Below are 15746 nucleotides of genomic sequence, written 5' to 3'. Positions count from 1 at the left end.
TGGTTAATTTTTACCTTATGGGCAAGCCCTGGCCATTGGCCCGCAAGGCGGTGGAGGAATTGGCATCGAGCGGCGCGTGCAGGAAGATCCAGGCGGGCGCCCGGCGATATTTCAGCGTCGCGGCCTGATATTCGGGGACGCGATAAGCGGCGAGTACACGGGCCGCCTTGGCAAGCGGGCCCTTGGTGGTGGCGCCGGGGCGGGCCACCACGGCAATGGCCACCCGCGAAGCGATGGCCTGCCATTGCTGCCAGCGATGGAAGCCGGCGAGATTGTCGGCGCCCATGATCCACACGAAGGTCACGCCCGGGCAGCGGCGCTGCAGCCAGGCGATGGTGTCGTAAGTGTAGCGGGTATGAATATCGGCCTCGATGCCGGTCACTTCGATGCGAGGGTGGTCTGCGAGCCGGCGTGCGGCCGCCACCCTGAGTTCGAGCGAGGGCAGGGCCCGATTGTCCTTGAGGGGGTTGCCGGGCGTCACCAGCCACCAGACCCGGTCCAGCCCGAGCCGCGTCAGCGCCACCAGGCTGGCATGGCGATGGCCTTCATGAGGCGGATTGAAGCTGCCGCCGAACAGCCCGATGGTCATCCCCGGGGCGAAGGCGGGCAGGCGGCGGGCATCGGCAGGCGAGAGTGGAGGCATCACAACCGCATTCCCCTCTCCCTGGCGGGGAGAGGGGCTAGGGGCGAGGGGGAAAACATGCATGGTGCCCTCAAAAGACCCTCACCCCTAGAGCAAAGCGCGTTTTAGCAAAAACGCCCTTTTCTCTAGTCTCATGTTTCCCACGCGTCTTTGCGATTCCAGGTGCTCCCGTCTAATCGCAAAACGCTCTAGTCCCTCTCCCGACTAGGGAGAGGGGAGATGACTACGCGTTGGCCGCGATCTTTTCCCATTCGCGGATGTCGACGAAATGGCCGACGATGGCGGCAGCAGCAGCCATCTGCGGCGAGACCAGGTGGGTCCGTCCCTTGTAGCCCTGGCGCCCCTCGAAGTTGCGGTTCGAGGTCGAGGCGCAGCGCTCGCCGGGAGCGAGCTTGTCGGCATTCATGGCCAGGCACATCGAGCAGCCGGGCTCGCGCCAGTCGAAGCCGGCGGCCCGGAAGATCTTGTCGAGGCCCTCGGCTTCGGCCTGCATCTTCACCAGGCCGGAACCCGGCACGATCATGGCATTGACATTGGCGTTGACCTGGTGACCTTCGACGATGCCGGCGACGGCGCGCAGATCCTCGATGCGGCCATTGGTGCACGAGCCGATGAAGACGCGATCGAGCTTCAGGTCCTGGATGCGCTCACCACCCTTCAAGCCCATATAAGCCAAAGCGCGTTGGATCGAGGCCTTCTTGTGTTCGTTGGCGGCATCCTCGATGCGTGGCACATTGCCGGTGATCGAGGCAACATCCTCCGGGCTGGTGCCCCAGGTGACGATCGGCGGCAATGCGGCGGCGTCGAGTTTCACCTCGCGGTCGAAATGTGCGCCTTCCTCGGTGTAGAGCGTTCTCCAATAGGCCAGAGCCCGCTCCCAGGCTTCGCCCTTCGGCGCCTTGGGGCGATCCACGAGATAAGCAAAGGTCTTCTCGTCGGGCGCGATCAGGCCGGCGCGGGCGCCACCTTCGATCGACATGTTGCAGATGGTCATGCGGCCCTCCATCGAGAGGGCACGGATGGCGTCGCCGGCATATTCCAGCACATGCCCGGTACCACCTGCCGTGCCGATCTCGCCGATGATGGCCAGGATGATGTCCTTGGCGGTCACGCCGTCCGGCAGCTTGCCGTCGACGGTGACCCGCATATTCTTGGCCTTCCGCTGGATCAGCGTCTGCGTGGCGAGCACATGCTCGACCTCGGAGGTGCCGATGCCGTGCGCCAGCGCCCCGAAGGCGCCATGCGTGGAGGTGTGGCTGTCGCCGCACACGATCGTGGTGCCAGGCAGGGTGAACCCCTGCTCGGGGCCGACGATGTGGACGATGCCCTGGCGCTTGTCGAGCTCGGAATAATATTCGACGCCGAAATCCTTGGCGTTCTGGGCGAGCGTCGAGACCTGCATGGCGCTTTCGGGGTCGTCGATGCCCTTGGAGCGGTCGGAGGTCGGCACGTTGTGGTCGACGACGGCCAGGGTGCGCTGGGGCGAGTGCACCTGGCGGCCCGAGACGCGCAGGCCCTCGAAGGCCTGCGGGCTGGTCACTTCATGCACGAGGTGACGGTCAATATAGAGCAGGCTCGTCCCGTCGGCGGAAGTTTCGACGACGTGATCGTCCCAGATCTTGTCATAGAGCGTGCGGGGAGCCATGGCTTTTCCTAGAGTGTGACGTCGATTTGACGCTGATGTAGTCAAAAATGCCCGTCTGGAAAAGAGTGTAAAAACTAACAGCCTAATTAGGTAGTTTGGCGATCTCCTCAATGAATCGCTTTCCCGGCCAGTTTAGTTGATCCGGTGCGTTTTCGATGAACTCGTCGATCGATGGCACTTGAAACTCGCGCGAATCAATGACCTCCCAGCCGACCTGATTGCTGGACCAGCCAATCTCGGCTTCACCCTGCCATTTCCCATCCTGTGACGCGTGAGGAACTGCATACCGAGGGCCTGCCGTCTGGAATGGATCGGCGTCTTGATATCTGCGTTCAGATAAAGGAGCAGAACTTTGCCGTCAGTCGCGTAGTCGTCGGGCCCTTTGTCGGATGGCACGACCGAGATCTGGAGATTGGGGAGGCTTTGTTTCTTACTTGCCTCATTCAGGCTTCAATGAAGCTCCGATGAGCAACGCCGAGAAAGCCCAGGAAATCCAGTACTGTCTTGGTGGGTTCTGCCGCCATCACGGCCCTTCCGTCACGCCCACCATCGGTCCCAGCGTGGTCCAGCCGCCGATGGCCGGCATCGGGGGTGCGTAGAGGGTGGAGATCGAGCCGTCGAGGAAGAGGGCGTTTTGGGTGCCCAGGCCGTCACGGAACAGTTCGGCGAAATCGTGGAAGCTCACCGGCTCGGCCGAGATGGCGAAGATCACGATCTTGCCGTCGCGCACGCCGACGCCATTGCGGATCTTCTCGGAGGGACCGTCCGGCTGGATCTTGGGATGGATCTGGCCGTCGATCACCAGCATGGGGCCCGATTGCGTGGCGAAGCGGGCATTGATGCGGGCTTTCAGAAATCGGCTCGTCTCCATCACGCCGGCCTTGCCGTCGCCGAAATAGAACACGCCATTGGGCTTGAGATGGAAATTGCCAAAGCCGTTGCGGGTGTTGGCGTTGTGCAGGATGCGGCCGTTCTCGACATAGAGGCCGACGGGGCCGAGCGCCTTGTCATACATGCCGGCATTCATGGCGAAGATCAGCTTCTTGCCCTGGGCGCCCAGTTCCTGGGCGAGCCGGTTCGGACTGCCGAGCGGCGTGCCGTCGGCGCCGCGCCAATAAAGGGCCAGGCTGTCGTTCGACAGATCGAAGCGGCACACGATGTAGCTGCGCCCCTTCGAGGTCACGTCCTCGCAGGCAGCTTCGGCCGCGACGGCCGATCCGATCAGGGCGACGATGGTTGCCAGGCCCAGTAAGGTCCGGCGCAGAAACGACGGCAAGCAACAACTCCTCAGAGCAAAGCGTGTTCAGCGGGTCTGAGTGGTCAGGATCTTGAAGGCGAACAGCCCGAAGACCCCGGCGAAGGTGAAGTCGATGCCGCGCAGTACGCGTGGGCGCGCCTTCAGCCACGACACCACCTTCTCAGCCCCGAGAATCAATAGAAACGCAAACGGCAGATTGATGGCAATGAAATAGAGTCCCAGGAAGAAAAGTTTCTGGGAGGCATGCGGGTCGGTGGCGTCGACGAATTGCGGCAGGAAGGTCAGGAAGAACAGCACTACTTTGGGGTTGGTGAGGTTGATGCCGAGCCCGACCGTGAAAGTGGCCCAGAATCCTGCCTCCTGCTTGGTCTCGTCGCGAATGTTCAGGGCAGAGCCGGAGCGGATCGCGCCATAGGCAAGCCAGAGCAGATAGAGCGCGCCGACGATCTTCAGCACGGTGAAGGCGGTGGCCGAGGCCGCCAGCACGGCCGACAGGCCGACCGCGGCAAAGAAAGTATGGAATAGGCAGCCGACCTGCGTACCCAGCATAGCGGCGGTACCGCCGCGCCGGCCGCCGGAAATGGTCTTGGCCAGCCATAGGCTCATGTCGGGACCGGGCGTGATGAACAGGAACACACAGGCGATCGAATAGAGGGCGAGCGTATGGAGATCGGGTAGAAAGGTCATCGCGACAATCCGCCGGCACAAATCGGGTATGTGTCTGCTACACCCTGACGCGCATTTGGGGAAGGATTTGGTAGCGCCGACGCCCCTATCCTAACTGGCCTATCCGGCTGCGGCGGGAGGCAAGGCCAAGGCCGCATTGGCGGCGACGGCGGCGCCGAGCGAGGCACGGCCCTCACCGTCGAGCGTGCGCACCGCCACGGTGCCGGTGGAGAACTCGATGCCCTGTTCGGGCAGGATGCGGACCAGACGCTTGAGCGCCTCGCGCTGGATGAAGGTCGGCTTGTTCGGTTTGACCGTGAATTTGAATCGGACGACGATGGCGTTGTCGGTGATGTCGAACACGCCCTGCATCTTCAGCGGGGTGAGGAACTCCTCCTTCATCTCGGGATCCTCGAGCATGTCCTGGCCGATCTTCTTGACCGCCTTGCGCAGCTTTTCCAGATCGGTCTCGCGTGCGAAGCGCAGCGGAAATTTGATGGTCGCCCAGTCGCGGCTGTAATTGGTGACCTGGCCGAGCTGGCCGTAGGGGATGGTGTGCACCGGCCCGTTCTGGTGGCGCAGGCGCAGGGAGCGCAGGGTGAAGCCCTCGACGGTGCCCTTGGCCTTGCCGACATCGATATATTCACCGACCCGGAAGGCATCGTCGATGAGGAAGAACACACCCGACACCACGTCCTTCACCAGGGTTTGCGATCCGAAGGAGATGGCAAGGCCGAAAATCGAAGCACCGGCGATCAGCGGCGTGACATTGACACCGAGCTGAGACAGGACGGTCAGCACGGCCAGGATGGAGATCGCGATGGCCAGGCCGATGCGGAAGACCGGCATCATGGTGGCGACGCGCGAGGCGGTGGAAACCGGAGCTTCGTCCTCGGTGTCGCTCGCGCCCGGCTGGAGAGGAGAGCCGCTGCGGCCAGAGGAATAGCGGTCGGTGATGTAGCGCACCAGTTCCCAGGTGCAATAGGCGGCAAAGGCCGTCAGACCGGCCGAGAAGAGGCTGCGCGCCACCCTGTTGAAATCGTCGCCGGCCATTACGCCGCTGACATCGACGGCCCAGGTTCGGCCCAGGGCGCCGATCGCCAGGATCAGGACACCGAAACGGGCGCAGCGCGCCAGCGCTTCCGCGCCCCTTGGATGGATCAGGCGGACGCCGTCGGTCTGATGCTGAAGCATGATGCGGATACGGTGCACCAGTGATTCGACCACCAGCAGGGCTACCAGAATTGCCAGCGTCAGCATCAGGGCGCCGGAGATGCGCGTCTGGCCCGCCACGGCCGCATAGATATCGGCGGTGACGAACAAGGCAAACAGCAGCATGGCTCCAAGGAACCAGTGCTTGGCGATCGTGGTCTTGACCGGGCTGGCATGGGCGGGATTGGCGACGCCGATGAACCAGCGGCCGATCGGGCCGTTGAGGCGGATACAGACGGCCACCATGCCCAGCATCATGATCACGGCCCCATAGAGCTGGGCGGTTCCCACCGCCAAAGGCGGGGACTGCAGGGCACGCAGCACATCAGCCAGCACGGTGTTGAACAAGAGCAGCAGAATTGCAAACGAAGCGCCACGATAGATTGCCCGTGCATCGGCATCCCCGAGATCGGGCAGGCGGGCCTCGGCCAGGCGTGGCTGCAGGGTGAAGCGGAACACCGCCTGGAGCATACGCCAGATCAGCATGGTCTTGAGCATGGCGATGGAGAAGCGGGTCTGTGGCAGGTCGCCCATGAAGCGGGCCGCCTCGCTGGCGTTTCCGACGACCCAGAGCGCGATCAGGGGAGGCAATTCCAAGGCCCCGAGGCCGAGCAGGGCCCTTATGCCATGCAGCCCATGCATCCGGATCACCAGGCGGCGCCGCAGTGGTGTCAGCAGCAGCCGGACTACCCATTCTGCCGCAAGGGCCGCCGCCAGCGCGCCGATCAGCAGCAGAAAATAGCGGCCGAGGCTCCTGCCATTGTTGAAATCAGCATCGAGCCTGGTGATCAATTTGCCGAATTCGGCCCAAAGAGCCGGCAGGCCGGTGACGAGGCCGCCGACGTGCATGAACATCTCGGTCTGCTGGGCACTCGCCATCTGCATGCCGCTGCCGTCAGGGCCGGGCGGAACGGGTTGTGTGCCCTGGGCCTGCAATTTCTTCATGACGGACTGGCTGATGGCTTCCACCATCGTATCCATCTGCTGCTGGCTCATGACGGGTGCGGCAGGAGCCGAGGGCGGTGGCGTTCCCTGCGCCCAGCAAGGCCAGCTTGCCAGGGCGAAAACCAGGAAGAGCCAACGCAAGCCGCCAGGCAGTTTCAAGGCAAACGTCCTCCAAAACGTCTTGCGGCTTGCCGGCATGAGCGAGGAATCGCAAGACGCTATAGCCAATCCCGTTGGATTGGCTGGAAACAAAGAGTGAGAGCGAACCGACGTCCAAGCCTGAACGCGTTTTGCTCCAGCCGCCGACGGGCAGGCGCAGGGCCTCGCTTGCCTGACCGAAGGACGGACAATTCACGACACAGGGCGAAGGGGCGGTCAATGGCCCCGTAACGGCAATCTGCTACTTTCGCGTCAGCAGGACGGTGGAATTCGCCTGTCGCGATATGGGCATGTCCTCGCAATCCAGGCTGCGCAGCTCATAGGCTGCGAGTGCCGACTGGGCCGTCGCCGTCAGAGCCTCGATCTGCACCGGCGAACGGCCGGCCTTGGCGAGCAGGCGTGGATGGAAAGCGATCAGGGCCGCGACGGTGCGCGGGCCGAGGAGAGGCGCGAGGTACGGCAAGAGCTGATATTCGGCCCCTTCCACATCCATTTTGAGGACGATGCGCTCGGCATCCCCCGCCATGGCCGCGATGTCGGCAGGTAGAATGGCCTCCGCCTCCCACAGCGCGACGCCGCTGTCTGCGGCCAGGATGCTACCCATGCTGTCGCCGGGTTTCCTGGGCGACCCTAGCCTGACGCGCCCCGGCGTCGGCGACACCGCGGCATTGTGGAGGCGGATGCGCGATGACAGCGTCGGATTGGCGGCGACATTGGCGCTGATGAGCTCGAAGGCGCGCGGGTCGGGCTCGAAGGCGAGGACATCGGCCCCGAGCGCAGCGGCTGTCAGGGTGATCGGTCCGATCCAGCCGCCGATATCGATGAGCAGCGTATCAGGGCCGGCGAGCGCGTGCACACTCGCCAGTGTTTCCGGTTCCCAGGTGCCGCTCTCGGCCTTGTCCCAGAAGCCGTCCTTGTCGTCGGCGACGCTAAAACGCGTGCCGGCAACGGTACGCAACCGGGCGTTCACGCCGCTTTGCTCTGCAGCTCGGCGGCCTTCTGCCGGCGCAATTTATTGAGCTTGATCTTGAAGCCCATATTGTCGGCGTTGGAATAGGAGCAGCTCTGGCAGATATCGAACTGCTTGGTGTAACCGTGGCGCCGAGCCTTGGCGGCTTCGTCCGACAGATAGGCCTGCTTGAAGCCGACCTTGTCGACATTGGGCAGCTTGATCATGCGGTCATAGTCGATGCAGCACAGGCCGAGATCGCCTTCCCAGAACACTACGGTCTGATAGAGCGGCACGTCGCAGAGCAGGCTGATCTTCTCGTTCTGGTGGCGCTGCAGATCGTGGTTCTTCGGCACGAGGTGGCCGTATTTCGTCTGCTGGTCGTCGTCGGTATAGGAACCCAGGCTGAAGGTCTTGAAGCGCACCTGGTCGAAGCCGATATTGTCGGCCCACTCCACCATCGCGTCGATCTGCTTTTCCGAATAGGAGGTCAGCAGCGTCTGCAGCACGGTCACCGTCTTGGTGATGCCGAGGCGCTGCTTGATGGCGAGGAAGTTCTCGATATTGGCTTTCACCTGCTCGAATTTCGAGCCGACGCGATAGGATTCCTGCGCCTCGGCGTCGAAGCCGTCAATGCACAGGTTGATGCGGCCAAGCCCGGCCTGGAGCATCTTCTCGATCAACTCGGAGGAGAGCTTGGTGGCGTTGGTCGAGACGAAGGTATCGTGCCCGCGCTCGTTGGCGTAGGCGATCATCTCGGGCAGCGCCTTGTTCATGGTCGGCTCGCCGGAGAAGTTGAAATACATCGCCGGCTTTTCCTTCTCGTCGACGAAATCGTCGACGATCTGCCGGAAGATTTCCATCTTCATCAGGCCGCGCGGCCGCGTCATGGCGAAAGTGACCGGGCAGACGGGGCAGCGCAAATTGCACGAATTGGTGACGTCGACGACGATGATCGTCGGCAATTTCTTGAAATAGCTGAGCGGAATATGGCTGGCAGCGTAGGTGAACGCCTTGCGCGCCAGAGGCGATTTCTGGATCTGGTCCGTCACCTTGTCGCGCATGCGGTGCAGCAGCTTGGGGGCGGCGGACTTGGTTCCAATCGCAGTCAGATCAAGCACGGTCTTCTCCATCCGGCACACCGGGTCAAGGCCGGTGGCTTGAGCCCGTGTGTAGCGCAGATTTGGCAGAAGTGCGACAGGCGGCGCTCAAATTCGAGTGATGGTGGTCCCGGCATGACGCGCCGTGCCGGATGCCGGGAAAGCACCCTTCAGAGCCGTACTGGATCCTCGCCATCGGCAGCGCCGTCCAAGCCCGCTCCGCTCGATGCGCCGCTTCCCGCGGCAATTCGGGAAGGCCTGCGCCGAGGGCCGGCACGGTGCGGCCCGCCGGAATGGGGCGTTGCAGGATCTTTGCGTCTCACTCCGCCGGTACGGGCGTTTCATCCAGCGTATAGAGCGTGATCGGCTTGTCCCGGCCGACGATATGCAGATGCTTGCCATTCTGGCGGCGCAGCGACATGCCGGAGCGCTGCATCGCTTCCTCGGAAATCAGGCAGTCGGTCAAATAATCCTTGGTGGCGGCTTCCAGCCGGCCGGCAATGGTGACGGTGTCGCCGAGCGCGACCAGGCGCATGCCGCGTTCGCTGTCGCCGACACGGGCGATGATGGCAGGGCCGGAATGGATGCCGATGCCCACCCGCAGCGGGATCGAGAGCGCGGCTCCGAATTCGGTGTTGAGGCCTTCCACGCTCTTGAGCATGCCCCTGGCCGCCCGGATGGCATCGGCTGCGCCGCGGGAGGGCTCGTCGCCAAGGCCGAAGACCGCGATCAGCCCGTCGGCCGCAAAGGCATCGACGCGGCCGCCATGGGCTTCGGCGGCCTGGGTCATTTCCTGCACGAAGCGGTTCATCAACAGCACGATGTCGTAGGGAATCTGCAGCCTCGTCATCGCATTGAAGGCGCGGATGTCGACGAAGAGCGCGGTGATCTCGCGTTCGGCGCCCCAGCGATAGAGATCATCGCCGCTGCGCCCGCGCATGCCTGTCGGCACGATCGGCAGCAGGATCTGCACGGAGATGTCGTGGTCGGGGCGAAGCTGACAGGCGAGGCGCACATTGGCGGGTGCCGAGATGCGCTCCAGCATGGTGCGCTCGGCCTTGCTCGGAGCCGGCAGGGCACTTGCGTCGGAGGTGACCGCCACCCGGCAGGTCGAGCAGCGCCCGCGTCCGCCGCATTGGGCGGGGTGGGGGATGGCATTGGCGCGGCTGGCTTCGAGCACGGTGGTGCCGCGCGGGATCTTGAAGGTACCATGGCCGACATAGCGGATGGCGACCGTGCCGGAACGCAGCCGCAGTACGACCCGGAGAATCATCACGAAGGCAACAAAGGCGATCACGGCGGCAAGGCCGAGCAGCAGCCATTGTCCGGCAACGAGCAAGGCCATAGTGTGATCGGCGGCGATCGGTGAAGGCGTGCGGCCGGCGGCCTCGAGCTCTCGGCTGGCGGAGAAGAAGCCCGCCAGCGCCAGCGTGGGCAGCATGCCCATGCCCAGGATCAGCAGGTCGCGCCAGCGCGCATAGAAGGAGCGGCTGCGCAACACCTGGCCGATGCCGATGCAGCCATGGGTCCAGGCGCAGAGCAGCAGCAGGATCTGCTTGACCGGTCCGCCCTGCCAGATTCGCGCCAGCACCTCGCCATAGCTTTCACTGTAGCCATAGAGCGAGGTGACACGCGTGCCCAGCACATGGGAGATCAGGAAATAGGGAATGGCCAGGCCGAGGGCGATCTGCACCAACTCCTCGAGCGGCATGCGCGAGATGCGCCGCGTGGTCAGCCGCTTGAGCGCGAGCGTGGCATGGGTCAACAACGCTCCGTAGAGGAGCGCGGTGCCGCCATAGGACTGCCAGGCCCAGATGCGCCAGCGCTGCACGGCCTCCATGGTCGCTACGCCGAACACGCCGAGGGCGTGGTTGAGCAGGTGGGTAGTCACGAAGGCGAACAGCACGACCCCGGCCCAAAGCCGCAACTCGCGCTCCCGCGGCAATCGCCATTCGATTTGCCCGGGTGCGCTCTCGGTGTCGCTCATGCGGTCGAACTCGTGAAGATGAGTGCCGGGATGCGGCAGTCGGTCAAAGGGGTGGCCCCTGCGTCACTGAGGCAAAGCTCGTTTTAGCGAAAACGCGATTTTACTCTAGCTCTTTGTTTCCGAGCCAATCCAACGGATCGGCTGGAGCGTGTTTGCGATCCGCGGTGACGTCCTCGAGCATTCAGGCTTGAATGCTTGGGCGCCAGCCTGCCACTAGTGCATTTTCTGCAGCAGCGCGAGCAGGGCGTCGATCTCTTCCTCGCTGTTGTAATAGTGCGGGGAGGCACGCACCAATATCGGCAGATGGCGGGCGAGCGCATCGAGCAGAGTGCTGCCCGGCCTGGATATGCTGAGATTGATGCCGGCTTCGGTCGCGCGGCGGCGGACCTCCTCCGCCTCTAGGCCATCGACCGCGAAGGTGACGATGGCCGCCGGGTGCGGGCCGAGATCGAAGATGCGCAGGCGCGGGAGCGACCGCAAGCCCTCCCGCAGCCGCTGTGACAGCGCCAGGCAGCGTTCGCGAATCGCCTCGATGCCGACGGCGAGGGCGTAATCGGTGGCGACGCCCAGCCCGAGCCGCGCAGCGTAATTGTTCTCCCAACTCTCGAAGCGCCTGGCATCGTCGCGCAAGCGATAATGATCCTTGTCGACCCAGGTTGCGCCGAAATGATCGATCATGGGCGGCTCGAGCGTGAGGCAGAGCTTGCGGCGCACATAGAGGAAGCCGGTGCCGCGCGGCCCGCGCAGGAATTTGCGGCCGGTCGCGGACAGCATGTCGCAGCCGAGCGCCTCGACGTCGACAGGCATCTGTCCGACCGCCTGGCAGGCATCGAGAAGATAGGCAATGCCATGGCGCCGGGCCACGGCGCCCACGGCGGCGGCCGGGTTGACCAGTCCACCATTGGTCGGGATCCAGTTGATGGCGATCAGGCGGACCCTGTCGTCGATCATGGCCTCGAGCGCGGCGGGGTCGAGCACGCCGTCGGCATCGTCGGGAATGACCTCGATCACCGCACCGGTTCGCTTGGCGACCTGCAGGAAGGCGATGTAGTTGGCGCCATACTCGGCCGTGGTGGTGAGAATGCGGTCGCCGGGCCGGAAAGGGAGAGCATAGAACGCCATCTGCCAGGCGACGGTGGCATTCTCCGTCAAGGCGATCTCGTCGCGGGCGCCGCCGACGAGGCGGGCCAGGCTGTCATAGACAGTGTCGAGACGGGCTGCCGATTCTTCGGCGGCCTCATAACCGCCGATCTCGGCTTCGCGCCTGAGATAGGAGGTCATCGCATCGACCACTGGCGCCGGCATCAGGGCTGCGCCAGCATTGTTGAGATGGATGCGATTGGCGACACCGGGGGTTTCGGCACGAAGGCGATCGAGCGCAAGGGACATGGCGGTTCCTTAGGCGTCCCTCGATCCGATGGAGTCATCCGGAATCGCAAAGACGCGTCGAAACGGAATCGGAACGAAACTGCGTTTGAAACGCACCTCGCTCCGGGCAATGGCATGGCGCCATCTGCCCCCGAGTCCTGCCTGCCAAGCCTTCACAATGCAAGTAATTGTAGGTAAATTCGCCAAGCAAGATGTGGCCGCCGCAAAGCTGCAGCGGCTGGTTGAAGCCCACCCGTCAGGCGCCTCAATGCGTCAGGCGCTTCAATGCGTTAGGACGTGGGCGTCCTGCGTGGCGATCTGCATGACGCGGCGCGCCAGTTCCTTGGCGATCGACATCGAGAATTGCGGATTGTCCTGCATCATGCGCAGCAGGCAGTCCTTGTTGATGCGCATGACCGAAATCTCGGTATGAGCCCGCGCTGAGGTGAAACGGCGTGCGTCGCAAAGCACCGCGACTTCGCCGATCATGCTGCCCGGGCCTTCGGTGCCGACAGTGATGAGGCTCTCGCCGTTCTGGGCAAGAACTTCGACTTCGCCCTTGAGGATGACATAGGCAGCGTCAGGAATCTCTCCCACCTTGAAGAGATAGTCGCCCTTCTCGAAGGTCAACTGCTCGCTCATGCAGGCAAGCAGCCGCATCTTGCACGGATCTATACCCGTGAAGATCGCCGCGTTCCTGATGGTCTTGACTTCCAGATCGAGATCCAAGGTCCCTCTCCCCGCTCAACCCAAACAACCCCTCGTTGAGCAATCGAGGCAAAATCCAGCTGCAATCCAAGCATCATTTAGGCACTCTGCGCAAGAGTAACAATATCGCGAGTGACGATTCTTGATCCCTCGAACTCGATGATCCGGTCGAATCCCTCTGCCTGGCCGCTGCTCGGCAGGGTTGCAATCAAGGTGCGCCCCTGCATGGCGCTGCGCACGCTATGGAGAAGCTCCTCGGCTTCCGTGCTGGAAAAGGCCAAAAGCGCGTTCTCCATCACCAGAATCTGGGGATTGGCGACCAGGGCCCGGGCGATGGCGATGCGGGCGCGCTGCGCCGGCTGCAACTGCCAGCCATTCTTGCCGACTTCGAAATTCAGTCCGAGGGCGAAGATGTCCTTGTCGAGGCCGAGTTCCTCGACGACGGCGCGCGCCAGCGCGTAGACGCGCTCGGGAGCATTGGCGATGCCATAGCTGATGCGCCCGAACAGGATGTTGTCTCCCACCGGGGCGGCGCGCATGTAGCTGGCGGGATCGTAGAACTCGATCTCACCGCTGTAGTGGGAGGGTAGGTGGGTACGGAAGCTGTGGCGAGCGCGCAGCACGCGCGCCATGAAAGCCTCGGTGACCAGACCCAGGCGATGGCGCGGCTCGATATAGGCAAGGCCAGCGCCGAGCAACCGCGTGCGCGCCGAGGACGAGAGCGCCCTCGTGGTGCCGCGTGCGTGCACGGAATCCACGATCTCCTGGAAGCGCGGCAGGTCCTCGGGGCGAATCGCCGAATAGCGCTCGAACACGGGATGTTCGGGCGGCAGGCCGGCGAAAGTCTCCACGGCCATCTCCGCCACGCGCAGGCCGAAATCGATCAGGGGTTCGAGCAGGGCCTCGGCCTCGAGGATGGAGCGCATGAAATTATTGCGCTGCAGGGTGTCCATATGCAGCTTCTTGCCCTTGGGCACGCCGAAGAGCAGGTTTTCGCCGACAGAGGCGCCGGCGTTGTAGAGCTGGGGGTCGAAGGGATCGACCAGATGGGACATGCCCTTGCTCGCGAGGCGCTCGCGCACGACCTGGCGTGCCCGCACGAATCGCTCGAGGAAAGCGTCGCTATGGCTGTCGTCGAAGCGGCCGCGCACGCCGAAGCGGTTGATGTCCGCGAAGGCTCCGGCGGCGTCGAGCGCCCTGCGAATCGCGTCGTCGACCTCCTGCGGCCCGGCTACGCCCAGCGCCTGGTAGTCCGTCCAGTCGGCATCGGCTGAGATCAGCGGATTGCCGGACCGGCGTGCTTCGAGGAAGGTCTTGTATTGCACGTTGTCGGACACGAGCACCGAGATGTCGCCGAGGGCGGGCGGCCGGCGCTGGGCGGCGAACAGGATGTTGTCGCGGATGGAGCCGGGCGAGAGCAGGGCATCCGGGCCGACGAAGGACAGGATCTGGCTGAGTTCGAGGTCGGAGAACGCTGAAATTTCGGTTTCGCCGATCTTCACGCTGCCCTGATAGGCCAGGAACTGGCGGCCGACGATGCGGGCCATGATGTCCCGGCCGGAGCCGGCCGGCCCGACCAGGGCGATGTGACCAGGCCTTTCCAGCGTTAGGGAGAGACGGTCGAGCAGCGAGACGCCACGGGCATCCTGCACGCTGACCGAGGTAAGCTGGATCGGCGTGTCGGCGGGGGGAATCGCCGCGGTCTTGCCATTGGCCGGCGGCAGCAGGCGCTCGGGCGAGAACTGGGCGGCGACCTGCTCATATTTCACCTGCACGTCCTGGCGCTGCTGGTCCCAGGTGATGAGGTCGTTGATCGGCGCGGGAAGATCCTTGTAGGCATTGATCACGGCAATGAGGGAGCCGATGCTCACCGTGCCGATCACGGCAAAGTAGCCGCCCACGGCGTAGAAGATGAAGGGCGTGAGCTGGGCCAGGAGGTTGTTGAGGAACTTGACCGCGAATTTGCGACGGAACAGGTTGGCGCGGATCGTGTAGAGGCCGCCCAGCCGGTCGCCGATCTCAGCCTCGACATAGCGGGTGGCGCCGAAGGTGTGGAGGGCGGGGGCCGTCTCGATCGCCTCGCCGATTCGCCCCGCGAGTTGGCGCGACGCCAGCTGGCGTTCGCGGCCGAGGCGGATCTGCTCGCGCCGCAGGATCGGGATGATGATCGCCTGGGCCAGCACCACGACGAGGGCGGCCAGGCCCAGGCTCGGGCTCTGCATCAGGATGAAGAGCAAAGCGGTGCCGGCCTGTGTGATCAGGAAGATCGGCTGGATGAAGGCATCGCCGATGAAGCCGCCGATCGGGTCGACTTCGTCCTTGATCATCCCGGCCACCTCGGCCGGCTTCAGGGGAGCGATGTCCTCGGGCCGGAAGCGCATCAGGATCGAGAACAGATCGAAGCGCAGGCGCCTGAGCATGCGCTCGCCCAATATGCCCTTGCGGATGTTGATGACATATTTGAAGGCGCCGTTGATCAGCACCAGCACCAGGAACCACAGGCTGAGCGCGAACAGGAAAGGTATCCGCGTGAGCTCGAGGCCGTCGAAGATCCGCCAGGTGGCGCCGCCGAGAAAATCGGGCAGCGAGAGCGACATCTCGAACAGGCGCGCCGTCTTGTTGCCGCCTTCGAAGGCGCCGTTCTGAATCGCCTGGTTGACGATGTGCTTGGGGACTTCCAGCGATATCCAATAGAAGGGCAGGGACACAAGAATCACCAGCAGCAGGAAGATCTGCTCGCCGCGCGAGTGCCGCCAGACATATCGAAAGAGGCTAGGGTCCAACGGGTGACACCTGTTTTCCAGTGTCGTGGAAGTAGGAGCTTGCAGGGCATCCGTCAACGAGGCTGCCATGTTAGCTGACAAAAGCTTGTTACATAACCATGTTTAGCGTTCGTATTTGCGTATCGTGGCTGCCAGGGTTGGCAGGTGCAGGCGGGCGTTCATTGCACTGAGAATGCCGCCATCTGCCCGTTGTCGCTGCGACGCGGTATGTTTATGATGAACCCGAAGTGGTATCGGATGGTGGCGGTGCTGCTTGGCTGGCCGCGCTGTTTGGCGCGAGCCGCTATACGGCGTCGATCAGGATCGAATTGGGTATTAATGCG

At 63.6% G+C, this 15746-nt stretch carries 11 protein-coding genes; all 11 read right to left on the bottom strand.

All coding sequences use genetic code 11. The features are described from left to right. Window positions 1–10 precede the first annotated feature (10 nt). The 11 genes from ACZYTC_RS18295 to ACZYTC_RS18245 all read right to left on the bottom strand — a co-directional run bounded on the left by ACZYTC_RS18295 (window position 11) and on the right by ACZYTC_RS18245 (window position 15423). The gene (locus ACZYTC_RS18295) at window positions 11–643 is read right to left on the bottom strand and encodes a nicotinate-nucleotide adenylyltransferase (RefSeq protein WP_441774232.1); all 633 of its coding nucleotides are present in this window, start codon (window positions 641–643) and stop codon (window positions 11–13) included. Window positions 644–866: 223 nt separating this feature from the next. Next, entirely contained in the window at window positions 867–2288 is a 1422-nt protein-coding gene (leuC, locus tag ACZYTC_RS18290; protein ID WP_434959071.1) for a 3-isopropylmalate dehydratase large subunit, read from the bottom strand. 523 nt (window positions 2289–2811) lie between these two features. Next, entirely contained in the window at window positions 2812–3564 is a 753-nt protein-coding gene (locus ACZYTC_RS18285; protein WP_434959073.1) for a phosphodiester glycosidase family protein, read from the bottom strand. Window positions 3565–3591: 27 nt separating this feature from the next. Then, window positions 3592–4233: a LysE family translocator gene (locus tag ACZYTC_RS18280; protein ID WP_434959074.1), complete on the bottom strand. Its 642-nt coding sequence runs from the start codon at window positions 4231–4233 to the stop codon at window positions 3592–3594. Window positions 4234–4332: 99 nt separating this feature from the next. Further along, window positions 4333–6528: a mechanosensitive ion channel family protein gene (locus ACZYTC_RS18275; protein WP_441774230.1), complete on the bottom strand. Its 2196-nt coding sequence runs from the start codon at window positions 6526–6528 to the stop codon at window positions 4333–4335. A 241-nt stretch (window positions 6529–6769) separates the two neighbouring features. Continuing rightward, window positions 6770–7498, bottom strand: coding sequence for an FkbM family methyltransferase (locus tag ACZYTC_RS18270; RefSeq protein WP_434959076.1), 729 nt, complete (start codon window positions 7496–7498; stop codon window positions 6770–6772). Then, window positions 7495–8598 (bottom strand): radical SAM/SPASM domain-containing protein, encoded by a 1104-nt coding sequence (locus ACZYTC_RS18265; RefSeq protein ID WP_434959077.1) that lies wholly within the window; start codon window positions 8596–8598, stop codon window positions 7495–7497. The genes ACZYTC_RS18270 and ACZYTC_RS18265 overlap by 4 nt, the downstream gene beginning before the upstream one ends. 298 nt (window positions 8599–8896) lie before the next feature. Beyond that, the gene (locus ACZYTC_RS18260) at window positions 8897–10564 is read right to left on the bottom strand and encodes an adenylate/guanylate cyclase domain-containing protein (RefSeq protein ID WP_441774229.1); all 1668 of its coding nucleotides are present in this window, start codon (window positions 10562–10564) and stop codon (window positions 8897–8899) included. A 213-nt stretch (window positions 10565–10777) separates the two neighbouring features. Next, the gene (locus ACZYTC_RS18255) at window positions 10778–11953 is read right to left on the bottom strand and encodes an aminotransferase class V-fold PLP-dependent enzyme (RefSeq protein ID WP_441774228.1); all 1176 of its coding nucleotides are present in this window, start codon (window positions 11951–11953) and stop codon (window positions 10778–10780) included. Window positions 11954–12214: 261 nt separating this feature from the next. After that, window positions 12215–12661: a cyclic nucleotide-binding domain-containing protein gene (locus ACZYTC_RS18250; protein WP_434959080.1), complete on the bottom strand. Its 447-nt coding sequence runs from the start codon at window positions 12659–12661 to the stop codon at window positions 12215–12217. Window positions 12662–12738: 77 nt separating this feature from the next. Next, window positions 12739–15423, bottom strand: coding sequence for an ABC transporter transmembrane domain-containing protein (locus ACZYTC_RS18245; RefSeq protein WP_441774227.1), 2685 nt, complete (start codon window positions 15421–15423; stop codon window positions 12739–12741). Window positions 15424–15746: the final 323 nt, after the last annotated feature.

It is taken from the genome of Labrys sp. F242, assembly GCF_057813875.1.
The sequence above is the reverse complement of the archived record's forward strand: the minus strand, read 5'-3'. Positions and strand labels throughout refer to the sequence as shown.

What these genes read in the sequence shown, in the direction of transcription:
- ACZYTC_RS18255 (WP_441774228.1), bottom strand. Translation starts at nt 11,953, where the DNA reads ATGTCCCTTGCGCTCGATCGCCTTCGTGCCGAAACCCCCGGTGTCGCC.
- ACZYTC_RS18280 (WP_434959074.1), bottom strand. Translation starts at nt 4,233, where the DNA reads ATGACCTTTCTACCCGATCTCCATACGCTCGCCCTCTATTCGATCGCC.
- ACZYTC_RS18295 (WP_441774232.1), bottom strand. Translation starts at nt 643, where the DNA reads ATGCCTCCACTCTCGCCTGCCGATGCCCGCCGCCTGCCCGCCTTCGCC.
- leuC (WP_434959071.1), bottom strand. Translation starts at nt 2,288, where the DNA reads ATGGCTCCCCGCACGCTCTATGACAAGATCTGGGACGATCACGTCGTC.
- ACZYTC_RS18260 (WP_441774229.1), bottom strand. Translation starts at nt 10,564, where the DNA reads ATGAGCGACACCGAGAGCGCACCCGGGCAAATCGAATGGCGATTGCCG.